General features: G+C 65.7%; 16 protein-coding genes. 5 read left to right on the forward strand and 11 right to left on the reverse strand.

Features of this window, described 5'->3' with window-relative positions; translation table 11 throughout:
• Positions 1-5 precede the first annotated feature (5 nt).
• Genes VGN66_RS09270 through uxaC form a run of 3 tightly spaced genes read right to left on the reverse strand, consistent with a single transcriptional unit; the run spans position 6 to position 4,127 of the window.
• Positions 6-1,283 (reverse strand): MFS transporter, encoded by a 1,278-nt coding sequence (locus tag VGN66_RS09270; RefSeq protein ID WP_327518511.1) that lies wholly within the window; start codon positions 1,281-1,283, stop codon positions 6-8.
• A 37-nt stretch (positions 1,284-1,320) separates the two neighbouring features.
• Positions 1,321-2,721 carry a mannitol dehydrogenase family protein gene (locus tag VGN66_RS09275; protein WP_327518512.1) on the reverse strand — a complete coding sequence of 467 codons (1,401 nt, stop codon included), beginning with the start codon at positions 2,719-2,721 and terminating at the stop codon, positions 1,321-1,323.
• Entirely contained in the window at positions 2,718-4,127 is a 1,410-nt protein-coding gene (gene uxaC, locus VGN66_RS09280) for a glucuronate isomerase (protein ID WP_327518513.1), read from the reverse strand. Before uxaC ends, VGN66_RS09275 begins: the two co-directional genes overlap by 4 nt.
• A gap of 109 nt (positions 4,128-4,236) precedes the next feature.
• Between uxaC and manD the strand changes: the two genes are divergently transcribed.
• Both manD and VGN66_RS09290 read left to right on the forward strand, forming a co-directional pair.
• A complete protein-coding gene (gene manD, locus VGN66_RS09285) occupies positions 4,237-5,445 on the forward strand; it encodes a D-mannonate dehydratase ManD (RefSeq protein ID WP_327518514.1) in 1,209 nt (402 codons plus the stop codon).
• A 42-nt stretch (positions 5,446-5,487) separates the two neighbouring features.
• The gene (locus VGN66_RS09290; protein WP_327518515.1) at positions 5,488-7,854 is read left to right on the forward strand and encodes a glycoside hydrolase family 3 protein; all 2,367 of its coding nucleotides are present in this window, start codon (positions 5,488-5,490) and stop codon (positions 7,852-7,854) included.
• 14 nt (positions 7,855-7,868) lie between these two features.
• On the opposite strand, the gene VGN66_RS09295 is transcribed toward VGN66_RS09290, so the two are convergent.
• Complete coding sequence (locus VGN66_RS09295; protein WP_327518516.1) at positions 7,869-8,627, reverse strand: FadR/GntR family transcriptional regulator; 759 nt, start codon at positions 8,625-8,627, stop codon at positions 7,869-7,871.
• 255 nt (positions 8,628-8,882) lie between these two features.
• On the opposite strand from VGN66_RS09295, the gene VGN66_RS09300 reads away from it, so the two are divergent.
• Positions 8,883-11,132 carry a TonB-dependent receptor gene (locus VGN66_RS09300; RefSeq protein WP_327518517.1) on the forward strand — a complete coding sequence of 750 codons (2,250 nt, stop codon included), beginning with the start codon at positions 8,883-8,885 and terminating at the stop codon, positions 11,130-11,132.
• A 118-nt stretch (positions 11,133-11,250) separates the two neighbouring features.
• A complete protein-coding gene (locus tag VGN66_RS09305; protein WP_327518518.1) occupies positions 11,251-13,941 on the forward strand; it encodes a glycoside hydrolase family 2 TIM barrel-domain containing protein in 2,691 nt (896 codons plus the stop codon).
• A 17-nt stretch (positions 13,942-13,958) separates the two neighbouring features.
• Here VGN66_RS09305 and VGN66_RS09310 read toward each other — a convergent pair whose 3' ends face one another.
• The 4 genes from VGN66_RS09310 to coxB form a co-directional block, all read right to left on the reverse strand.
• A complete protein-coding gene (locus VGN66_RS09310; protein WP_327518590.1) occupies positions 13,959-14,891 on the reverse strand; it encodes a formylglycine-generating enzyme family protein in 933 nt (310 codons plus the stop codon).
• 185 nt (positions 14,892-15,076) lie between these two features.
• Positions 15,077-15,388 carry a hypothetical protein gene (locus tag VGN66_RS09315; RefSeq protein ID WP_327518519.1) on the reverse strand — a complete coding sequence of 104 codons (312 nt, stop codon included), beginning with the start codon at positions 15,386-15,388 and terminating at the stop codon, positions 15,077-15,079.
• A complete protein-coding gene (gene ctaD, locus VGN66_RS09320; RefSeq protein ID WP_327518520.1) occupies positions 15,385-17,877 on the reverse strand; it encodes a cytochrome c oxidase subunit I in 2,493 nt (830 codons plus the stop codon). Before ctaD ends, VGN66_RS09315 begins: the two co-directional genes overlap by 4 nt.
• Positions 17,874-18,488, reverse strand: a complete 615-nt coding sequence (gene coxB, locus VGN66_RS09325) for a cytochrome c oxidase subunit II (protein WP_327518521.1) — start codon at positions 18,486-18,488, stop codon at positions 17,874-17,876. The genes ctaD and coxB overlap by 4 nt, the downstream gene beginning before the upstream one ends.
• A gap of 66 nt (positions 18,489-18,554) precedes the next feature.
• Here coxB and VGN66_RS09330 point away from each other — a divergent pair, with 66 nt between their 5' ends.
• Complete coding sequence (locus tag VGN66_RS09330; RefSeq protein WP_224920671.1) at positions 18,555-19,073, forward strand: DUF2231 domain-containing protein; 519 nt, start codon at positions 18,555-18,557, stop codon at positions 19,071-19,073.
• Here the strand turns inward: VGN66_RS09330 and VGN66_RS09335 are convergent.
• The 3 genes from VGN66_RS09335 to VGN66_RS09345 are packed head-to-tail and all read right to left on the reverse strand — an operon-like array spanning position 19,040 to position 21,014.
• Positions 19,040-19,531 (reverse strand): CopD family protein, encoded by a 492-nt coding sequence (locus VGN66_RS09335; RefSeq protein ID WP_327518522.1) that lies wholly within the window; start codon positions 19,529-19,531, stop codon positions 19,040-19,042. The genes VGN66_RS09330 and VGN66_RS09335 overlap by 34 nt on opposite strands.
• The gene (locus VGN66_RS09340; RefSeq protein ID WP_327518523.1) at positions 19,528-20,223 is read right to left on the reverse strand and encodes a cytochrome c oxidase assembly protein; all 696 of its coding nucleotides are present in this window, start codon (positions 20,221-20,223) and stop codon (positions 19,528-19,530) included. Before VGN66_RS09340 ends, VGN66_RS09335 begins: the two co-directional genes overlap by 4 nt.
• The gene (locus VGN66_RS09345) at positions 20,220-21,014 is read right to left on the reverse strand and encodes a formate/nitrite transporter family protein (RefSeq protein ID WP_327518524.1); all 795 of its coding nucleotides are present in this window, start codon (positions 21,012-21,014) and stop codon (positions 20,220-20,222) included. The genes VGN66_RS09340 and VGN66_RS09345 overlap by 4 nt, the downstream gene beginning before the upstream one ends.
• Between the last annotated feature and the right edge of the window lies 1 nt (position 21,015).

Genomic DNA, 21,015 nt, shown 5'->3' on the forward strand with positions numbered 1-21,015 from the left:
CTCCCTTACTCGGCTGCCGCTACGGGCTTTTCGGACCGCAACAATCCCCACAGCACGACGACGCCGATCAGGTCGAACGCGGCGAGCATGACGAACAATGGGCTATAGCCGATCACTTCGGCCAGCCCGCCGACGATCAGCGTGAAGATCGCGCCGCCGATCCAGCCGATCGATCCGGCCATACCGGTGGCGGTGCCGACCGCCTTTTTGTCGAACAGGTCGGCCGACAAGGTGAGCAGCGCGCCCGACAGCATCTGGTGCGCAAAGCCGCCGACGCAGAACAGCGCGATGGCGACCGCTGGGGACGTCGCCAGCCCGATACAGGCCGGCCCGATCATCAGCACCGCGCCCATCGTCACGGTCAGTTTGCGCGAGGTGAGAAGGTCGACCCCGAACCAGCGGATCAGCGCCGGCGCTGTCAGTCCGCCGATCAGCGACCCCGCGTCCGCGGCAAGGAAGGGCAACCACGCCCACAATGCCAGGTCCTTGAGATTGAAGTCCCAGACCGTAACCAGATAGAGCGGGATGAAGAAGTTGAAGGTCTGCCACGCCGGTTCGGCGAAGAAACGCGGAATCGCGATCGACCAGAAGCCGCGCGTTCGCACCACGTCGCGCCAGTGCGCGGGGCGCGCGACCACGCCGGCATCGTCGCCCGCCATCTGGATATGCGCGAGCTCGGCCTGGCTCAGCCGCTTGCTCTGCTCTGGGCTGCGATAGACGAAGTACCACACGAACGCGAAGATCAGGCTGAGGCCGCCGGTGATCAGAAACGCCGACTGCCACCCGAAATAGAGGATGCAGAACGCCACCAGTGCAGGGGCGATCATATTGCCGATCGACGACCCCATGTTGAACACGCCGGTCGCCACGGTGCGCTCACGCGGGGGAAACCACTCGGACACGACCTTGAGCCCGCCCGGGATCGCCGCCGCCTCGAAACTGCCGAGCAGGCCGCGCCAGAACGCGAGGCTGAACCAGCCGGTCGAAAAGGCGTGGCACATATTGGCGACGCCCCAGCCCACGACGAAGATGGCAAAGCCGACCCGCGTGCCGAGCCAGTCGAGGATCGCGCCGCTGAACGTCTGCATGACGGTGTAGGCGGCCTGAAACGAGAAGACGACCCAGCTATATTGCTGGGTATTCATGTCGAACACCTGCATCAGCGTCGGCGCGGCGACCGACAGCGACGATCGCGCCAGATAGTTCAGGATCGTGCCGACCGTCACCAGCGTGATGATCCACCACCGCAGCCCCATGATCGGCATGCGCCTCCGCTCGTTCACGCCCGCTCTCCCCGTAAGTTGTTGCTAAAGGCTGGTTTCAGCCCAGTGCCGCGATGTGGCGGTCCAGCGCCGCGCGATCCTCGGCCGTCGGTACCCAGGGCGACGCCATCAGCCCGCCGCCATCGAGCAGCGCGGCGACGATCCCCGCAGCCCCCGCCGTGCGCCACAGCGCGGCGAGCGGTTGGGCGCGCGGATCGCTGACATGCGGCGTGTCGCCGCGGACATGGACGATCCATGCCGCCAGCGCGTGCAGGATCGCCGGCGATGCCTTGCCCCGCGCCTGCCGGTCGGCGAGCGTCGCCAGCCAGCGCTGCGGGATCTTCTGCGACCCGTCCATCGCGATCTGCGCCAGCCGGTGCGGCAGGGCAGGGTTGGCAAAGCGTGCGATCAGCGAATCGGCATAGGCGGCCAGATCCTGTTCGGGCGCCGGGGTAAAGCTGTCGGCGGCCTCGTCGCGCATCAGGCGAACGACCAGCGGGCCGATCTCCGGGTCGGCGACTGCCTCGCTGACCAGTTCGAGTCCGTTGGCGAGGCCGAGATAGGCCAGTGCCGAGTGCGCGCCGTTGAGCATCCGCAGCTTGGCGGTCTCATAGGGTCGCACATCCGCGACGATCTGCGCGCCGGCCGCGTCCCAGGCGGGACGCGGGCCGGCGAAGCTGTCCTCGATCACCCATTGCCGGAACGGTTCGGTGAACACTGCGGCTTCGTCGCGCAGGCCGATCCGGGCCTCCACCGCATCGAGGTCGGCGGGCTGGCTTGCAGGCACGATCCGGTCGACCATCGAATTGGGGAAGGTGCAGTGAACGGCGCACCACTCGGCCAGCGCCGGGTCGCGCGCCGCCAGCACCCGCAGCAGCATCTCACGCAGCCGCGTGCCGTTTTCGGCGAGATTGTCGCAACTCAGGATCGTCAGGCCCGCCAGCCCGTTCGCGCGCCGCTGCTCCAGTCCCTGCGCGAAATAGCCATAGATCGTATGCGGGGTCGCGCGCGCCGCATCTTCGCGAAGCAGCGCCGGGAGTTCGGCGTCGGCGGGGACGAGGTGATAGCCTTTTTCGGTGACGGTCAGCGTCACGACTTGCGTGCGCGGATCGGCCAGTGCCGCGACCACCCGGTCGGGATGCTCGGGCGCGACGATCGCGTCGCCGACACAGCGGACGAGCCGGGTGACCGGCGCGCCCTCGCCTTTGCTGGTCACGGTGAACAGATGGTCCTGTGGCGCAAGCTGGTCGCGCACGCTCGCGCTGCGCATCGACACGCCGATGATGCGCCAGAAGTCGCCAGAGGCGGCAATCGCATCCTCGGTCAGCACCGCCTGATGCGCGCGGGTGAACGCGCCGATGCCGAGATGGACGATCTGATGCGCCGCGCTGTCGCGGTCATAATCGACCCGGCGCACGGCGTCGGGGAGCATCGCTGCGGTCGTTTGCGACAGCCTCACAGCTTGTACGCCGCCTTGGCGAGATTGTAGGACAGGTCCTGTGCCAGTTCGGCGGCCTCCCAATCCTCCATGCGATGTTCGGCGACCAGCCGGGCAAGGAACGCGCAATCGACGCGGCGCGCGACATCGTGGCGCGCCGGGATCGACAGGAAGGCGCGGGTGTCGTCGTTGAACCCGACGGTGTTGTAGAAACCGGCGGTCTCCGTCACCTGCTCACGGAAGCGGCGCATCCCTTCCGGGCTGTCATGGAACCACCACGCCGGGCCGAGCTTGAGCGCCGGATAATGGCCGGCGAGCGGCGCGAGTTCGCGGGCATAGCTGGTTTCGTCGAGCGTGAAGACGATCATCGACAGGCGCGGGTCGTTGCCATATTTCGACAGCAGGGGGCGCAGCGCGCGGACATATTCGGTCTGCACCGGGATGTCCGCGCCCTTGTCGCGACCGAAGCGCGCGAACAGCGCCGGATTGTGATTGCGGAACGATCCCGGGTGGATCTGCATGACCAGCCCGTCCTCGATGCTCATCCCGGCCATGACCGTCAGCATGTGCGCGCGGAACAGCTCGGCGTCGGCGGCGCTGACGGAATCTCCGGTCACCCGGTCGAACAACGCGCGTGCCTCCGCATCGCTCAGGTCGGCGGTCGCTGCGGTCGGGTGGCCGTGATCGGTCGAGGTCGCGCCCATCGCCGCGAAATAGGCGCGGCGATTGCGGTGCGCGGCGAGATAGCCGTCATAACCGAAGCAATCCTCACCGGTCAGGTCGGAGAGGCGGCGCAGATTGGCGCGAAACCCTTCGAACTCCGGGTCGATCACCGGATCGGGGCGATAGGCGGTGATGACCCGGCCCGACCAGCCGCTCTCCGCGATCTTGCGATGATGGTCGAGCGGGTCAAGCGGCGATTCGGTGGTCGCGATCACCTCGATCCCGAACCGGTCGAACAGCGCGCGGGGACGGAAATGGTCCTGCGCCAGCTGCTCGCCGATCGCGTCGAAATAGGCGTCGGCGCTGTTCGGGTCGAGCCGCTGCTCCATCCCGAACACTTCGGCAAATACCCAGTCGAGCCACAGCCGCGACGGTGTGCCCCGGAACAGATGATAATGCGCGGCAAAGGTGCGCCATGCTTCGCGCGCGGTTACCTGCGGTTGTTCGCCGCGTGGCGTGACGCCCATCTGCTCCATCGCCACGCCCTGGCTGTAGAGCATGCGCAGGACATAATGGTCGGGGGTCAGCAGCAGTTCGGCGGCGTTGGTGAAGGGCTGGTCGTCCGCAAACCATATCGGGTCGGTATGACCGTGCGGGCTGATGATGGGGAGGTTCGCGACCTGCGCATAGAGCGTGCGGGCGATGTCCCGTGTGGTCGCATCCGCCGGAAACAGGCGGTCGGGATGCAAGTTCAGCGGGTTCATTTCCCTCTCCATGTTCGTGAAATCGCCCCTTGCCATACAATGTCTGACCAATCTAGTATTGATTGTAAGACGATGCCGAATGGGGCACCGGAGGGGAGTTAAGCCTGAAATGAAGATCACCGCCGCTCGGGTCATCGTGACCTGCCCCGGACGCAATTTCGTGACGCTGAAGATCGAGACCGATCAGGGCGTGTACGGCATCGGCGACGCCACGCTGAACGGGCGTGAATTGTCGGTCGTCTCCTACCTTCAGGATCATGTCGCGCCGTGCCTGATCGGCATGGACCCGCGCCGGATCGAGGATATCTGGCAGTATCTGTATCGCGGCGCCTATTGGCGGCGCGGGCCGGTGACGATGCGCGCGATCGCCGCGGTCGATGTCGCGCTGTGGGACATCAAGGCAAAGATGGCGAACATGCCGCTTTACCAGCTGCTCGGCGGACGCAGCCGGGACGGGGTGATGGTCTATGGTCATGCCAACGGGTCTGACATCGAAGAAACCGTCGATGCGGTCGGCCAGTATATCGACATGGGCTACAAGGCGATCCGCGCGCAGACCGGCGTGCCGGGGATCAAGGACGCGTACGGCGTCGGGCGTGGCACGATGTATTACGAGCCCGCCGATGCCGCGCTCCCCTCGGTCACCGGCTGGGATACGCGCAAGGCGCTGAACTACATCCCCAAGATGTTCGACAAGGTGCGCGCGACCTATGGTTTCGACCATCATCTGCTGCATGACGGCCATCACCGCTACACCCCGCAGGAAGCCGCCAATCTCGGCAAGATGCTCGAACCCTATCAGCTGTTCTGGCTGGAGGATGTGACCCCGGCGGAGAATCAGGAAGCATTCAAGCTGGTCCGTCAGCACACGGTCACGCCGCTGGCCGTGGGCGAGATCTTCAACACGATCTGGGACGCCAAGGATCTGATCCAGAACCAGCTGATCGACTATATCCGCACCACCATCGTCGGGGCAGGCGGCGTCACGCATCTGCGCCGCATCGCCGATCTGGCGTCGCTGTATCAGGTGCGGACCGGCTGCCACGGCGCGACCGACCTGTCGCCGGTGACGATGGGCACCGCGCTGCATTTCGACACCTGGGTGCCGAACTTCGGAATCCAGGAATATATGCGCCACACCGAAGAGACCGATGCGGTGTTCCCGCACGATTATCACTTCGACAAGGGCTACCTGTTCTGCGGCGAAACGCCGGGTCACGGCGTCGACATCGATGAGGAGCTGGCGGCGAAATATCCCTACAAGCCCGCCTATCTGCCGGTCGCGCGGCTGTCCGACGGGAGCATGTGGAACTGGTGAGGCACCGTTCGACACCGACCCCATGATGACAGGACGCTGACCATGCCCACGACCCGAACGCTCCGCCTCGCTACCTCAATCCTGGCGGCAGGCGCTGCGTTGGGCGGGTGCGCGGTGACGCGCGACGCCGCGCAGGCGCCGACGCAGCCGGTGGTCGCGGCGCGGGGCAAGCCGATCCTCACGGTCGCCGGGCTGCGGTTCAAGGACCTCAACGCATTGGGCACGCTTGAGCGTTATGAGGACTGGCGGATCGCGCCCGAGCTGCGCGCACGCGATCTGGTCGCGCGGATGACGCTGGCTGAAAAGGCGGGGATGATGCTGATCGCGACGCATAATCCCAATTGCGACGGATCGGTCACGGCGGATGGGCGCGCGCTGATTGAGAAGGAGGAGATGAGCCGCTTCATCCTGCGCGCGACCGTCTCGACCCAGCCCGCCGATTGCTCGGTCAAGCTGACCGGATTCCGCCTGCGCGGCGGCTATCGCCAGACGCCCGAGCAGATGGCGCGCTTCACCAACGCGGTGCAGGAATTGCGTGAGGGGACGCGGCTCGGCATCCCGGCTTTGTTCAAGGATAATGCCCGCAACCATGTCGAGGTCAGCCCGACCTTCGGCATCGGGCAGGGGGCGGGGGCCTTTACCGAATTCCCCAAGGAGGCGGGCCTCGCCGCCGCCGCGCTCGGTGCTGCTGCGCCGCCGCGCGCCGATGTCGGGGCGCCGCCTGCCGGGTTGCGCGGCGACATGGGCGTCATTCGCGACTTCACCCGCGTGATGGGGCAGGAATGGCGCGCGATCGGGCTGCGCGGCATGTATGGCTATATGGCCGATCTCGGCACCGAACCGCGTTGGTCGCGCTTCCACGAGACGTTCAGCGAGGATGCCGACCTCGTCGGGGACATCGCGTCATCGCTGGTCGCAGGGCTTCAGGGCGCCAAGCAGGCGAACGGCCTCGCGCTCTCCCCCGCCACCCATGTCAGCATGACGCTCAAGCACTTCCCGGGCGGTGGCCCGCAACAGCTCGGGCTCGATGCGCATTACAGCTTCGGCAAGGATCAGTTCTACACCGACCCGAGCGGCCGCTATGGTTTCGACTATCACCTCCGCCCGTTCGAGCGCGCGATTGCCGCCGGGGTGGGGTCGATCATGCCCTATTATGGCGTGCCGGTGGACGCACGGCACAAGCGGCGCGATGTCGAGAGCATCGGCATGGCCTTTTCGCGACAGATCGTCACCGGCATCCTGCGCGATGAGCTGGGCTTCAAGGGCTATGTGAACTCGGACAGCGGGATCATCGAGGAACGCGGCTGGGGGCTGGAGGACAGCCGGATCAACCCCGTAACCGGGCGCAACTACACCGTCGCCGACCGCACCGCGCTGGCGATCCGCGCTGGCACCGATGTGCTGTCGGAGTTTCGCAGCAAGGATACGATCATCGATCTGGTCCGCGCCGGCGCACTGGACGAGGCGCGTGACCTGAACCCGGCGGTGGAGCGGCTGCTGACCGAGCAATTCGCGCTCGGCCTGTTTGAAAATCCCTATGTCGATGCCGATGCTGCGGCGGGCGCGATCGGCACCGCGGCGAACCGCGAACTGGGGCTGGAGATGCAGCGCCGCTCGCTGGTGCTGCTCCAGAATCAGGCGATCGATGGCGCACCCGTGCTGCCGCTCGCGGCGAACAGCCGGATCTATACGATGGGCTTTGCCGGCTCGGACTTCACCAAACGCGGCTTCGTCGCGACCGACGGCAATTACGACGCCGCCAAGGGCGAGGCGCGCCCGCGCGTGCCGGAGGGGACGCAGTTCGCGGTCATCAACGTCCGCGTCAACAACAACCCCGCCCGCCGCTATTCGAGCAAGGATGCGCAGACCGGCCGCCGCGCGATCGACCCGTCGGTGACGATCCTCGACCGCGCGACCGGAAAGCGTCAGCAAAGCTGGAGCGAACAGGATCCCTGCGCCGCGCCCGACGCTGATCCGAAGCGCGCCTGTGTCGACGACAATCTGATCTTCGGGGGCAGCTTTCCGTGGGAGGCGGGGATGCTGTCCTTCTCGGCAATGGCACAGGCGCAGAGCTGGTCGGTCTATCCCTCGCTCGCCGATATTCAGGGGGTGATCCGCGAGATCGGCGACCCGCGCCGGGTGATCCTCAACATCTATTTCCGCCAGCCCTATGTGCTGGATGCGGAAAGCGGGCTGCGCGGGACCGGGGCGATCCTGGCGAGCTTTGGCGCGAGCGACGCGGCGCAGATCGATGTGCTGACCGGGCGGCGGGCACCGGCGGGGCGGTTGCCGTTCGCGCTGCCCGCGTCACGCGCAGCGGTCGAACGCCAGCATTCCGACGCGCCGGGCTATGGCGAGACTGGGCAAGGGACGCTTTATCCGTACGGATTTGGTCTGACCTATCGCTGAGCGGATCGCGCCGCTCAGCCCAGCGCCTGAGCATAGCGCGCGCGCTTCGACGCCGACAGCTTGCGCGCTTCCTCGATCGCGCGCTCCTCGGTCGCGAATAACAGGCTGTCGAGCACCGCAGACAGATGCGCCCGCATCGCCGCGCGCGCAGTCACCGGATTGCGCGTGCGCAACGCATCGAGGATCACCTGATGCTCGTCCACCACCGGCTTGACGTTGGCCGACCGCGCCTTCGCATAGAGCAGCGCGCTTTCCGGTGATTTGGCGCGCAGCGACCACAGCGTGTCGATCAGGTTCACCATCGCCGCGTTGCGCGTCGCGCGCGCAATCGTCAGATGGAATTGGTAGTCGGCATCCTCAGTTCCGGCATTGCGCTCATTCTCGCGCGCGATCTCGTCGATCAGCTTTGCCAGGGTATCGAGCTCCTCATCGGTGATGTGCGATGCCGCAAGTGCCGCCGCTTCCCCCTCGATCAGCAGCCGCGCTTCGGTCAGCTCGAACGCGGTGACGTTGAACTCCGCCTGACCTGCAGCGCTGGGCAATCCGCGCAGATAGGCGCCCGATCCGACCCGAACCTCGACGATGCCCTGAACCTCCAGCGCGATGATCGCTTCGCGGATGGTCGGTCGGCTGACATTATACTCGATCGCCAGTTCGCGTTCGGTCGGCAAGCGGTCGCCCGGCTGATATCGGCCGCTTGCGAACACCTCCAGCAACTGCCGCGCAATTGTCTGGTAGAGCCGATCTTTTCCGCCTTCGCTTTCGTTCGCCATCTTCACTCTCGGTTCTGATCGCCTTTGGGCGGTGTTGATACTGCTATCGTGATGCGCGCCAATTGGCCAGACCTCTGTCAAACATGCAGATACGGACGTCGCATTCCCTCGTCTCGGTAACCCCCCGGTGCTTTGATGGATGCATCACGTACAAATTACTCTTCCAACGCCAATCAGCTTGTGGCATGACCAATTTCATCGCAGCGTCCTGACCAAGTGGAAGAGAGGATGCGCATTGAGGGAGGGAGTTGAAAGATGAATTCTGTAAAGTTGGTTAGCTCGGTCGCGCGGATCGCCCTGGCGGTTGGATGCGCGAGCCTCACGGCTCCCGCGCTCGCGCAAGACGCTGCGCCCGCTGACGATGGGGCGGCTTCGGATGAAATCGTCATCACCGCACAGAAGCGCGAACAGAATGTCCTCGACGTTCCGGTCGCGGTTTCGGTCGTCAACCAGACGGTGCTGGACGCGGCGCAGGTCAACGACTTTTCCGGCCTGACCAATGTGTCGCCGTCGCTGACCATCACCGCCAGCGGCAACCAGAACCAGAACACCGTCTCGCTGCGCGGCATCGGCACGTTCAGCTTCTCGACCTCGGTCGAGCCGTCGGTGCTGGTGATGGTCGATGAAGTTCCGCTGCTCCTGCCGGGCCAGGCGTTCGGCAACCTGACCGACGTGGCGCGGATCGAAGTGCTGCGCGGACCGCAGGGGACGCTGTTCGGCAAGAGCGCGTCGGCGGGCGTCATCAGCATCACGACCGAGGCTCCGACCAGCACGCTGACCGGATCGGCCGAACTGATGGCGACGGCGGACGACGAATATAAGGTTCAGGCGGGCCTGTCGGGGCCGATCGGGCCGGATGGCGGCTTTCGCGTGTCGGGCTATTATTCCGATTTCGGCGGCTATATCAACAATTTGCACACGGGTAACAAGCTCGGTCAGCTCGAAAGCTGGGGCGTTCGCGGCAAGTTCGACTATCGCATTGGTGCGCTCGATTTGAGCCTGATCGCCGACTATGGCGACTCCTATGGCAATGGCGGCGTCGACACGTTCCGCCGCCTCGATCAGCGCAATGCAGCCGGAAATCCGGTCAACACCAGCTACAACCTGACCGGGATCACCCCCGGACCCGACAACGTCAACGTCCGTATCAATGACGAGCAGGTCAATGACAGCGACCAACTGCTCCTCGCGGCGAAACTCAACCTTGACCTCGGCTTTGCGACCCTGTCCTCGATCACCAGCTACCAGAACTGGAACTATTATATCGAGAATGATCAGGATCTGACGCCCAGCCCGTCGATCCTGCAGCTCTCAGGCTATGACGTGAAGAGCGTGACGCAGGAGCTGCGCCTGACCTCAGCGCCGAGCGAGCCGTTCGAATATATGGTCGGCCTCTATTACAGCGATGGCGGTACCGATCGCACCTTCGTCCGCCTCGCGCCGAACACCCCGCCGCTGCGTCAGAACTGGGCGTCGACGGGTAACAGCCGCAGCTATGCCGGCTTTGTCCAGCTGGGCTTCGACCTGTCGCCGACGACCAAGCTGTCCGGCGGCGCGCGCATCAACCATGAGAAGATCGACGTACGGTTCCAGGACAACCGCACTGCCACGCCGACCGTGTTCAGTGGAGAGGATTCGGAGACTGCCTTCACCTGGAAGGCCGCGCTTCAGCATGACTTCTCGGATGATCTGATGGCCTTCGCCTCGATCGCGACAGGCTATAAGGGCCAGGCCTATGACGTGGCGTCGGGCTTCGACCAGCGCCGCGCGAGCAATCCGATCCGCTCGGAATCGAGCATGAACTACGAAATCGGTATCAAGGGACGCGCGTTCGACCGGCGCGCCCAGTTCCAGCTGGTGGCGTTCTGGACCGACTATGACGACTTCCAGGCGCAGGGCATCAACAACGAAGTGGTCCCGCAGCAGTTCGAGCTGACCAATGTCGGCAAGCTGCGCTCGCGCGGCGTGGAGTTCGAGGCGTCGATCAATCCCACTGCGGGACTGACCCTGTTCGGATCGGCGGCCTATATCGACGCGCGCGTCCGCGAGTTTCCCGATGCCCAATGCTATTATGGGCAGACGGTTGCCGAAGGCTGTGTGCTCGATACTGCCAGCGGTCAGTTCCGGCAGGATCTGGCGGGCAAGAAGCTGGCGAACTCGCCTGACTTCAAGTTCAACTTCGGGTTCAAATACGAAGCGCCGATCACCGAGAGCCTCGAGCTGGTCACCGACGGCAACTATGTGTGGCAGAGCTCGGTCAACGGCCTGAGCCAGAATCCGCGGACGGTGATCGATGCCTATGGCATCGCCAACGCGTCGATCGGGGTGCAGGACAAGGACGGCGATTGGCGCGTCAGCTTCTTCGTCAACAACCTGTTCGATCAGGATTATGTGACCTCGCTGATCGATAATACGACGACGCGCGACGCGCCCTACATCATCTACCAACAGGTCCCGCGCAACTATAAGCGTTATGTCGGCGTCCGCGCCCGCATCGGGTTCTGATAGCGATGACGGGCCGGGCGATTGCCGTCCGGCCCGTTTCCTGTTCGGCGAGATGGAGCGGACATATCCCGCTTCCCAAGCGACGATTGAGGTTCCTATGCGCAAACGGGTCCAGGCCTTGCAGACAACTGCGGCCGCGATCGCGATGCTGTCCTCCGCGTGTTCGGCCGCCGCTGCATCGCCGCGCGATCCGGCGGGCGCTGCCGATGCGGGGCCGCGCGCGCGCACCGTGCTGGCGGAGGGCTGGCAGTTCAACTTCGTCGGCGACGCCGGCCCGGACGCGCATAATCCCAAGCCGGAGAACTGGCAGCAGGTTTCGGTTCCGCACACCTGGAACCGGGTCGGCTATTACCTGTCCGATCCGCAAACCCATGTGAACAGCGCGCAGAGCGTCAACAAGGCGCAGGGGGTGGGCTGGTACCATCTGTCGTTCACCCCGGCTGCGGATGGAGCGGGCAAGCGCGCGTTTCTCGAGTTCGATGCGGCGAGCCGCACTGCCGAAGTGTGGCTCAACGGCGTCCGGTTGGGCGAGCATCGCAACCCCTTTGGCCGCTTCCGCCTCGATGCGACCGACGCGATCCGCTTTGGGCAGGCCAATTCGCTCTACGTAAAGGTCGACAACAGCCAGCCGCGTTTCGGCAACAGCACGGCCGATGTGTTGCCGATGACCGGCGACTTCTTTGTGCGCGGCGGTCTGTATCGTCCGGTCAGTCTGGTGCTGGCCAATCCGGTGCATATCGACCTGCTCGATTCGGGCGGGCCGGGTGTCTATGCCACGACGCGCAGCGCCGATGCGGCCAGCGCGACGATCGGTCTGGTCGCGCGGCTCAGGAACGATAGCGGGGCCGCGCGCGCCGTGACCGTGGACGTGCAGCTGCTCGACGACACGGGCAAGGCTGTCGCGCGCTGGCGTCACGCCGGGCAGGTGGCGCCGGGTGCTCCAACGGAGATCAAGGGCGCGCTGAGCGTCGCCAATCCCCGGCTGTGGCACGGCACCGCCGACCCCTATCTTCACACGCTGCGGGTCGAGGTGCGCGGCGCGGACGGGGCGTTGCTCGACGCGCTCGACCAGCGTTTCGGCATCCGCACGATGCGGCTCGACGCCAATGAAGGCTTTATCCTCAACGGCAAGCGCGTGCCGCTGGTCGGCGTCGGCATCCATCAGGATAGCGAGGCGTCGGACTGGGCGGTCAGCTATGACGATGTCGCCGAGACGGTCGATATCCTGCGCGACATGGGCGCGAACAGCATTCGCCTCGCGCACTATCAGCATGGCCAGCCGATCCACGAGCTCGCCGATCGCTACGGCATCGTGCTGTGGGATGAGATCGGCCTCGTCACCGCCTGGACCAACGCCAGGGATCAGGTCGAAACCCCCGATGGCATCCGTCGCAATGCGCGGGTGCAGCTGGAGGATCTGATCAAGCAGAATTACAACCACGCCTCGGTCGGCGTGTGGGGCATCGCGAACGAGGTCGATTTCGGCCCCGGCCGCCCCGATTTCCTGGGCCGCCCGCCCGAAGTGCTGGCCGATCCGCTGCCGCTGCTCAAGGACCTGTACGGACAGGCAAAGGCGATCGACCCGCTGCGCCCGGTGGTGCTGGCCCAATGCTGTGAGGAGCGCGGGCTGCGCGATGTGCCGCCGGTCGCCGATACGGTCGATGCGGTCGGCGCGAACCGCTATTATGGCTGGTACTATGGCACGCCGCATGAGCTGGGCGCGCATCTCGACGCGCTGCGTGCCAACCGGCCCAACCAGCCGGTCTCGATCAGCGAGATCGGGGCGGGCGGGGCGCCCAATATGCAGTCCGACAATCCCACCGGCGGCCCGATCGAATCCGCCGGACGCACCCAGCCCGAAGCCTTTTTCTCCTGGTACCATGAGGAGAGCTGGAAGGTGCTGAAGGACCGCCGCGACCTGTGGGGGATCTGGTTGTGGAACGGGTTCGATTTCGGATCGACCGTGCGGCGCGAGGGCGATGCGCAGGACATCAATACCAAGGGCGTGGTGACCTATGATCGCAAGATCAAAAAGGACGCCTTCTACTTCTATCGCGCCAACTGGTCGGACAAGCCCACCGTCCATGTGACCGGCCGACGCTATGTCGACCGCGCCTATCCGGTGACCGAAGTGCGCGTGTACAGCAATGCGGCGCAGACGGTGCTGAGCGTCAACGGGCGCGAGATCGGGCGGATGGCCGACTGCCCCGACCGCATCTGCGTGTGGAGCGACGTGCGGCTGAAGGCCGGTGCGAACCGGATCGAGGCGAAGGGGGCGTTCGCTTCCGGCACGGTTGCCGATCGCATCGACTGGACGCTCGACACGGCGCAGGCGCGCAGCTTCCGCATCGACAGCGGCGCGATCGTCGCGGCGAAGGCGGACAAGCGCTTCGGGTCGGACAACTTCTTCGTCGGCGGCGCAGCGGGCACCGCCGATACGCCGGGCGGTCGTGGGCGTCAGCCGGTGCTGGTCGCGATTGCCGGGACCGATCGTCGCGATGTCGTCGCCAGCTTCCGCAGCGGCAGCGCGTTCGGCTACCGCATCCCCGCCGCCAATGGCCGCTACCGGGTGACGCTGAGCTTTATCGAGCCCAAGGAAGCGCAGGGCGCGCGCGTGTTCGACGTGACCGCCAATGGCACTGTGGCGCTGAAGGATTTCGACATTCATGCAAAGGCTGGCGCGCCCCTGACTGCGGTTCGCGAACAGTTCGATGCCGACGTGACCGGCGGCATGCTCGATCTGCAGTTCGTTGCGCGCCGGGGTGAGGCGATCGTCTCGGCGATCGAGGTTGAGCCGCTGGCGGACTGAACGGCGAGCCGGACTGTTCAGCCGCTGGCGTGCGGGTCGCGCACGATGCAGCGGAACCCGACATGGCTCGTCGATGTGTCGATCGGCTGGGGATATCGGGCCGCCGGGCGGTAGCGCTGGCAGTAATTCGGCGCGCATAAATGCGACCCGCCCTTGAGCACCCGCCGCGGGATCCGCACCTGCGGCGCGGTGGGGTCGAAGCTCTCCGATTCGGTCCCGCCGCGCGGGTGTTCGGGCACGCAGCAGGCAGTCGAGGACTTCGGTGCGTCCAACGAGGGCAGGGCGTACCAGTCGCTCGTCCATTCCCAGACATTGCCGATCATGTCGAACAGGCCATAGCCGTTCGCCGGGAAGCTCCGCACCGGCGAGGTGCGCTCCCATCCATCCAGAAGCTGATTGGCGTGGGGAAAGTCTCCCTGCCAATAATTGGCCAGCATCGCGCCATCTGGGGACAGTTCATCGCCCCACGCATAGGCCGCGCCGTCCAGCCCGCCACGCGCCGCAAACTCCCATTCGGCCTCGGTCGGGAGCGCCTTGCCGGCCCAGCCTGCATAGGCTTCCGCGTCTTCGCAGGCGATATGAACGACCGGATGCGTGTCCAGTCCGTCGAGCGAGCTGTCCGGCCCGAGCGGATGGCGCCAATCCGCACCGAACACGAAACGCCACCAGAGCAGCGGGTTGTGCAGCGCTACCGGTGTCGCGGTGCGTTGAAAGACGAGCGAGCCGGCCTTCGCCATCTCTGGCGGCATCCCCGGATAGTCGCGCGGATCCGGCGCGCGCTCGGCGAGCGTCACATAGCCGGTCTCCGCAACGAAACGGCCAAAGTCGGCGTTCGGCACCGGCGCCGCGTCGATCCAGAAGCTCGCCACGCTGGCACGCCGTACCGGCGCCTCTTCCGGGTAGAAGTCATCCGACCCCATCGAAAACGCGCCGCCCGGCACGAAGCGCATACCGCGCAGCGCGCCGGGCGCGGATTGTTCAGCTCCGTTCATGCCCGCTTCCCTACATCAGCGGCGCGATGCGGCAAAAGCCTGCGCTTGGCGGGGATGCGGCAGGCTCGATCGCCGGCGACCCGCCTGCTCCCAAAGCATAAGGACGAAGACTCAGCTGTATCTACGATCCTCGTCGCCTTTGTTCAGAGGCATGCGGTTGTAGCGATCACCGGCGATCCGGTAACGACGATGCTGACGAATCCCGCGAGTGTCGAGGTCAGGGTAAGGCGGCGTTCCAGTCCCTCTGGGCTGCGACGGGCCCAAATGATCATCGCGGCGGCGGTTGCAACCAGGATGAGCCACAAGGCGAGCATGCTCCATCCGAAGATCGTTCCACCGAGGAGCGGGACGCGGTTCCATCCTTGCGCGCAGCCGATGCCATGAAGGCCATAGAGCAACGAGAAGCCCAATGCCCACAGCCACAGCCCGGCGCTGGCGCGGATCAGGAGCCTCATGCCAAAAGTCCCGGCACGAACAGACACAGCAGCACCAGGATCGTGGCGGCCGCCGAATAGTCGGCAAACAAGCGCGCGATCGCCAGTTCTTGCGCGCGCGCGACCGAGACGAATCCGGCGCCGATCCGCGCCCAGGCGAATGCGGCGCATAGCAGTGCGATGAAGCCATGAATGGCGGCATAGGCGATCAACGCCCAGCTTGCAGCGGCATAGGCGTGCGTATCCGGTATCGGCAGCGCGCTGGCGCCCGTCGCCACCAGCGCTGCGACAGAAACGGCCTGGGCTACAGCGCCGGCCAATGCCATCTGTCGGCTTGCGCGCAGTGATCCAGCGCTGATCGCGCGGCCAGCACCGCGTGCCAGGACCATGGCTGTGATCGACGCGAGGGCCGCGATCAGCGCGGTGATCGTGCCGCCATCGATCCGTTCGGGCGGAGGCCAGTTGGGCGCGATCACCCATAGAAACGCATAGCCGAACAGCAGCGCGGCGAAGAGGGTTCCGTCGGCGACGAGCAACAGGACCGTGCCCCACCACCCGGGTGCGCCGGGGGCTTCGCGATGGATCGGCGCAGTCTGATCCCGTCCGATCGCTACCGGGCCAACATCTTCGCGCGCGCCGAGAGCCCATGCCCAGCGCCAGCCGAGGGCGGCCACGCCCGCCAGCGGGATCAGTGCCAGCCAGTAATAACCAAACAGCAACGCGAGGAAGAAGCCACCCGTGACCACTGCCGTTACGACGGGCAGGCGGGTATTGCCGGGCAGGATCACGACATAGTCGACGGCGCCGCTGGCCGAGTCCACCGCCATCGTCTCGCGCCAGCCGTGACGCGGCTCGCCCAGATAGCCTTCGCCGCGCGCCAGCTTCACGGCGAGTTCGGGGTCGTCGGCGAGCGGCTCGCGGCTTTCGACATGCGGCTGGCTGGCGATGTTATAGGCTGCCGCCGGGGTCGGCATCGCCCATTCGAGGGTACCCGCGCGCCACGGGTTGCGGCGACTGCGCCGCGAGAAGAAGATCTGCAGCGCCACATCGACGGCAAACAGCGCAAAGCCGAACGCCATGATGAAGCTGCCCACCGAAGAGAGCAGGTTGAGCCAGGTCCAGCCCATCTCTTCGGTATAGGTATAGATCCGGCGCGGCATGCCGAGCAGGCCCGTGAGGTGCATCAGGAAGAAGGTGAGGTTGAACCCGATCACGATCAGCCAGAACGCCGCCTCGCCCAGCCGCGGTACGCGCGCCCGACCCGTGAAGTGCGGCAGCCAGTAATAGGCACCGGCCAGCATCGGAAAGATGAACCCGCCGACTAGCACATAGTGGAGGTGTGCGACGACGAAATAGCTGTCATGCGCCTGCCAGTCGAATGGCACCATCGCCAGCATGACCCCGGTCAGCCCGCCCAGCACGAACACCACGAAAAAACCGAGCAGATAGAGCATCGGCAGCTTGAGCTCGGGGCGTCCAGTCCACAGCGTTCCAATCCACGCGAAAATCTGCACCGCCGTGGGGATCGCCACCAGCGCCGAGGCGGCGGAGAAAAAGCCGAGCGCCATGTGCGGGATGCCGGTGGTGAACATGTGGTGGACCCACAGCCCGAAGCTGAGGAATGCCAGCGCCAGCAACGCGGCAACGATCCAGCCATACCCAAGGATCGCGTTGCGGGCCATCACCGGCAGCACCGTCGAAACCACACCGGCGGCGGGCAGGAAGATGATATAGACTTCAGGGTGACCGAACAGCCAGAACAGATGCTGCCACAGCATCGGGCTGCCCCCCCGCGTGGGATCGAAGAACGGCCAGCCGAACGCTCGCTCGACCTCGAGCAGGATCGAGCCGAGGATCAGCGGCGGGAAGGCAAGGATCATCATCAGGGCGGTGATCAGCAGATACCAGGCGAACAGCGGCATCTGGTCGAGCCGCATCCCCGGCGCGCGCAGCTTGAGAATGGAGACGGTGATCTCGATCGCCGCACAAATCGCCGAGATTTCGACAAAGGTGATGCCGAGCAGCCAGACATCGGCGTTGATTCCGGGGGTGAACGCCTTGGACGAGAGCGGGGTGTACATGAACCAGCCGCCATCGGGCGCGACGCCGAACGCCAGCGCCGCGATCAGAATGCTCCCGCCGAACAGATAGCACCACCAGCCATAGGCGGAGAGCCGCGGGAAGGCCATGTCACGGCTGCCCAGCATCTTGGGCAGCATGTAGAGCGCCAGTCCTTCGAACATCGGGATGGCGAACAGGAACATCATGATGCTGCCATGCATCGTGAACAGCTGGTTGTAGATTGCGGGACCGACGAACGCGCTGTCGGGGGTCGCCAGCTGCGCGCGGATCAGCATCGCCAGCACGCCGCCGATCGCGAAAAAGGCGAATGCCGTTAGGATGAAGCGCCGGCCGATATCGGAGTGGTTCACCGAGACGATCGTCCCGCGCCAGCCCTTTGGGCTGCCCCAGATGGCGGTCAACGCACGGTGGCGCTGGAGCGCGTTCATTGCCCGCCTCCGCGCTGGAATGCTGACCAGCTGGCTGCGTCATGCGCGACGACGCGGAAGCGGTTGCTGGCATGGTTCAGCCCGCAAAACTCGGCGCACTGGCCCTCATAGATGCCGGGCCTGCCCGCCTCGATCCGCAGCACGTTCACCTGTCCTGGAATCGCGTCCATTTTTCCCCCGAGCCGCGGCACCCAAAAGCTGTGGATCACATCGGCGGACGCGATCCGCACGTCGATCGCCCGACCGGCGGGGATGTGAAGGATATCGCGCGTTTCGATCACGCCCGCCGCGCCGGGCTGACGGAAGCTCCAATACCATTGGTGCCCAGTCGCCTCGACCGTCACCACGTCGGGCGCGGGGCGGGCGAGGTGACGCTCACCCAGAATGAAGGCATAGCCCAGCAGCACCGTCAGGACGGCGGCCGGCATGGCGAGGCCAAGCCAGCCGATCCACAGCGAAACGCCGCGCGCGCCGCTGCCGCTCCGCCGGCGAAAGGCCAGCGCAAGCAGGCTCCAGGTGAACAGCGCCAGCACGGCTGCCCCTGCCGCCATCACCCACCACAGGGTCGCAACATCGTCCGCGCCCGGCCCTGCCGTGTCCAGCGTTGACAACGGTCCGGCGCAGCCGCCTGCAATCAGGGCTGGTATCGTTGCTGCGCTTCGGTGCAAGACCGGGGGATGGATGACGAACCCAAAAACACGGGGGCGCTGGTCGATCCGATCTCGGCTGAACCCAGTTTTCACCGAACCGAATCGCAGATTGCGATCGCTGGGCATCCGATCCACGCGATGCTGGTCGCGTTTCCGATTGCACTGACGATGTGCACGCTGGGCGCCGACGGGTTTTATTGGTGGACTGGCGATGTCTTCTGGGCGCGCGCGGCGCTGTGGGCCAGCGGCATGGCCTTCCTGTTCGGTCTGCTTGCTGGCCTTTCGGGCACCGTCGAATTGCTGCTCGTTCCGGGCATCCGCGCGCGCGCTGCGAGCTGGACGCATTTTGTGATCGCGGTGATGCTGCTGTCGATCCTCGGTGCGAACTGGGGCTATCGCCTCACGTCCGGCTATGAGCAGGCAGTGTTGCCGTGGGGCATCTTGCTGTCGGCCTTTGCTGCCGGCTTCACTGCGGTGACCGGATGGCATGGGGGCAAGCTGGTCTTCGACTATCACCTTGGCACCTCGTCGACCGGCAAGGGCTGATCCTGCGGCGCGACAAGCCAGGACGGCAATCGTTCACCGTCGAGAAGCGGTTTGCCGAGCACCAGCACCAGGATGACGAGCATCGCGGCCAGCGCAGCGGCGAGAAACGGCCAGGCCCGTTTCGGGGTGTAACCGCCGCGGCTCTCCCCGATATTGACGGTAACATGCCCGATCCAGGCGTGGAGCAGGACCAGCGCCCCGACCAGCACCAGCTTGGCGAACATCCACGGCACGAATACGCCGCGCATGAAGATCAGCGCTGTCCCCAGCACGATGGCGATGACGGCGGCGGGCGTGACGATGCGGATATAGGCGTGATGCGTGAGCATCCGCAGGCGCGCATAGTCCTCCTGCTCGTCGCCCGCCTCGTGCTTGGCGAGCAGCAGCGGCAAGCCCACCAGCCCGGCGCACCAGATCGACAAGGCTGCGATGTGCAACAGCTTGACCGCAACGATCATGTTGCGCGCGCCGCCTGCATCCAAGAGCGCCGCGCGAGCAACGCCGTTAGGATGGCATAGGGGAAGACCCCCGGGACCCACATGATCAGCCCGGCAAGCTGCTGGTCGGCCAACGGCCCGATGCCCCAGGCCAGCGTGGTACCGGCGTGCGCAGCGTAAAGCGCGTCGGGGGCAAAGGTCAGCAATGCCCCCAACATCCCCATTTGCGCCATGGCGAAGATCGCCGCGAGCAGTGCCGGTACCGGCGGTGCTGCAAACACGTTGCGCCACATCCAGATCGCGCTCGCCATCAGGCTGAACTGCATCACCCAGTACAGGGCAGTATTCGCCAGCGCCCGATCGTAGAATGTCGGGACGTGCCACAACCACAGCGTGATTGTCGCGACCAGCAGCGCCACCGCCAGCTGCCCGGAACGGCGTGCGGGGAAAGCGAGCGCGATCAGCGGCGCCGCGATGGCGACAAGCGCGATATGATGAACCGCCCGCGCGGAAAACAGAGCGACGCTCAGCGCACATAACGGCGATACGAACGCGATCGCGAGCACCCCGACGCCGCCGAGCGCGAGGCGAGGGCGTTCCGAGCGCAGCGCGATCGCGGCGCAGATCACAAGGCCGAGCAGCAGGACCGGATCAAGGTTCCAGCGCAGCAGCCAGTCGTGGGGCAGGGGTGGCTCCCCGCAGTAGCTGCTCATTTCGAACCACTTTGCCGGGCCAGCGCGTCGTGGCCATAGGCAGTGCCGATCGCGAGCGCAGCCCCGCCAACAATGTTGCCGAGCGTGCTGAACAGCAGATTGAGCGCACCCGACGTAAGGTCGGGGGCTGTGGCGGGCGCGGCAAGCCAGCCGAGCGGCAGGATCGACATGTTCGCGATCGAATGCTCAAGTCCGGCGGCCACGAAGATCGTTACCGGCCCAAATACCGCGAGGATTTTGGCGGGCACGGTGCGCGCCGCCATCGACATCCACACCGCAAGACAGACCAGCATGTTCGCCAGAATTGCGGAGGAGAACACGGCGCCGGGTGCCTTGGCCAGCTTGCCGTCGGCCAGCGCGATGGCGGCCTCACCCACGCCATCGCCCAATCCGCCGCTGGCGGCGAACAGCAATGCGACCCCGACCGCACCGACCAGATTGCCCAGCCATACAATTGTCCAGGCGGACGCCAACCGCCCGGCCGTCAGATCGCCGCTAACGCACGGGAGCAGCATCATTGTGTTGCCGGTAAAGAGTTGCGCGCCGACGATCATCACCGTCATCAGCCCGACCGAAAAGGCCGCGCCCGACAACAGCCGCACTGCGCCGCCGTCACCCATATTCGCCTGTGCCACCACTGCCGCGACCGACCCGAAGGCGATGAAGGCGCCGGCGAGGATCGCCAGCACGAACATCCGCGCCCAAGGCTGCTGCGCCTTGGCGACCAGCAGTTCAGGGGCCGCGCCTGCGATCACCTCGCCGCTGGGATCCTCCTGTGTCGCTTCCTGCACC

The sequence above is a fragment of the Sphingomonas sp. genome (assembly GCF_035998645.1).
Lineage (GTDB): Bacteria > Pseudomonadota > Alphaproteobacteria > Sphingomonadales > Sphingomonadaceae > Sphingomonas.

Excerpts from the sequence above, each read along its gene's own strand:
- VGN66_RS09295 (WP_327518516.1), bottom strand. The coding sequence starts at position 8,627 with ATGGCGAACGAAAGCGAAGGCGGAAAAGATCGGCTCTACCAGACAATT.
- VGN66_RS09340 (WP_327518523.1), bottom strand. The coding sequence starts at position 20,223 with ATGAGCAGCTACTGCGGGGAGCCACCCCTGCCCCACGACTGGCTGCTG.
- uxaC (WP_327518513.1), bottom strand. The coding sequence starts at position 4,127 with ATGAACCCGCTGAACTTGCATCCCGACCGCCTGTTTCCGGCGGATGCG.
- ctaD (WP_327518520.1), bottom strand. The coding sequence starts at position 17,877 with ATGAACGCGCTCCAGCGCCACCGTGCGTTGACCGCCATCTGGGGCAGC.
- VGN66_RS09300 (WP_327518517.1), top strand. The coding sequence starts at position 8,883 with ATGAATTCTGTAAAGTTGGTTAGCTCGGTCGCGCGGATCGCCCTGGCG.
- VGN66_RS09290 (WP_327518515.1), top strand. The coding sequence starts at position 5,488 with ATGCCCACGACCCGAACGCTCCGCCTCGCTACCTCAATCCTGGCGGCA.
- VGN66_RS09330 (WP_224920671.1), top strand. The coding sequence starts at position 18,555 with ATGGATGACGAACCCAAAAACACGGGGGCGCTGGTCGATCCGATCTCG.
- VGN66_RS09335 (WP_327518522.1), bottom strand. The coding sequence starts at position 19,531 with ATGATCGTTGCGGTCAAGCTGTTGCACATCGCAGCCTTGTCGATCTGG.
- manD (WP_327518514.1), top strand. The coding sequence starts at position 4,237 with ATGAAGATCACCGCCGCTCGGGTCATCGTGACCTGCCCCGGACGCAAT.
- VGN66_RS09310 (WP_327518590.1), bottom strand. The coding sequence starts at position 14,891 with ATGCGCTTCGTGCCGGGCGGCGCGTTTTCGATGGGGTCGGATGACTTC.
- VGN66_RS09315 (WP_327518519.1), bottom strand. The coding sequence starts at position 15,388 with ATGAGGCTCCTGATCCGCGCCAGCGCCGGGCTGTGGCTGTGGGCATTG.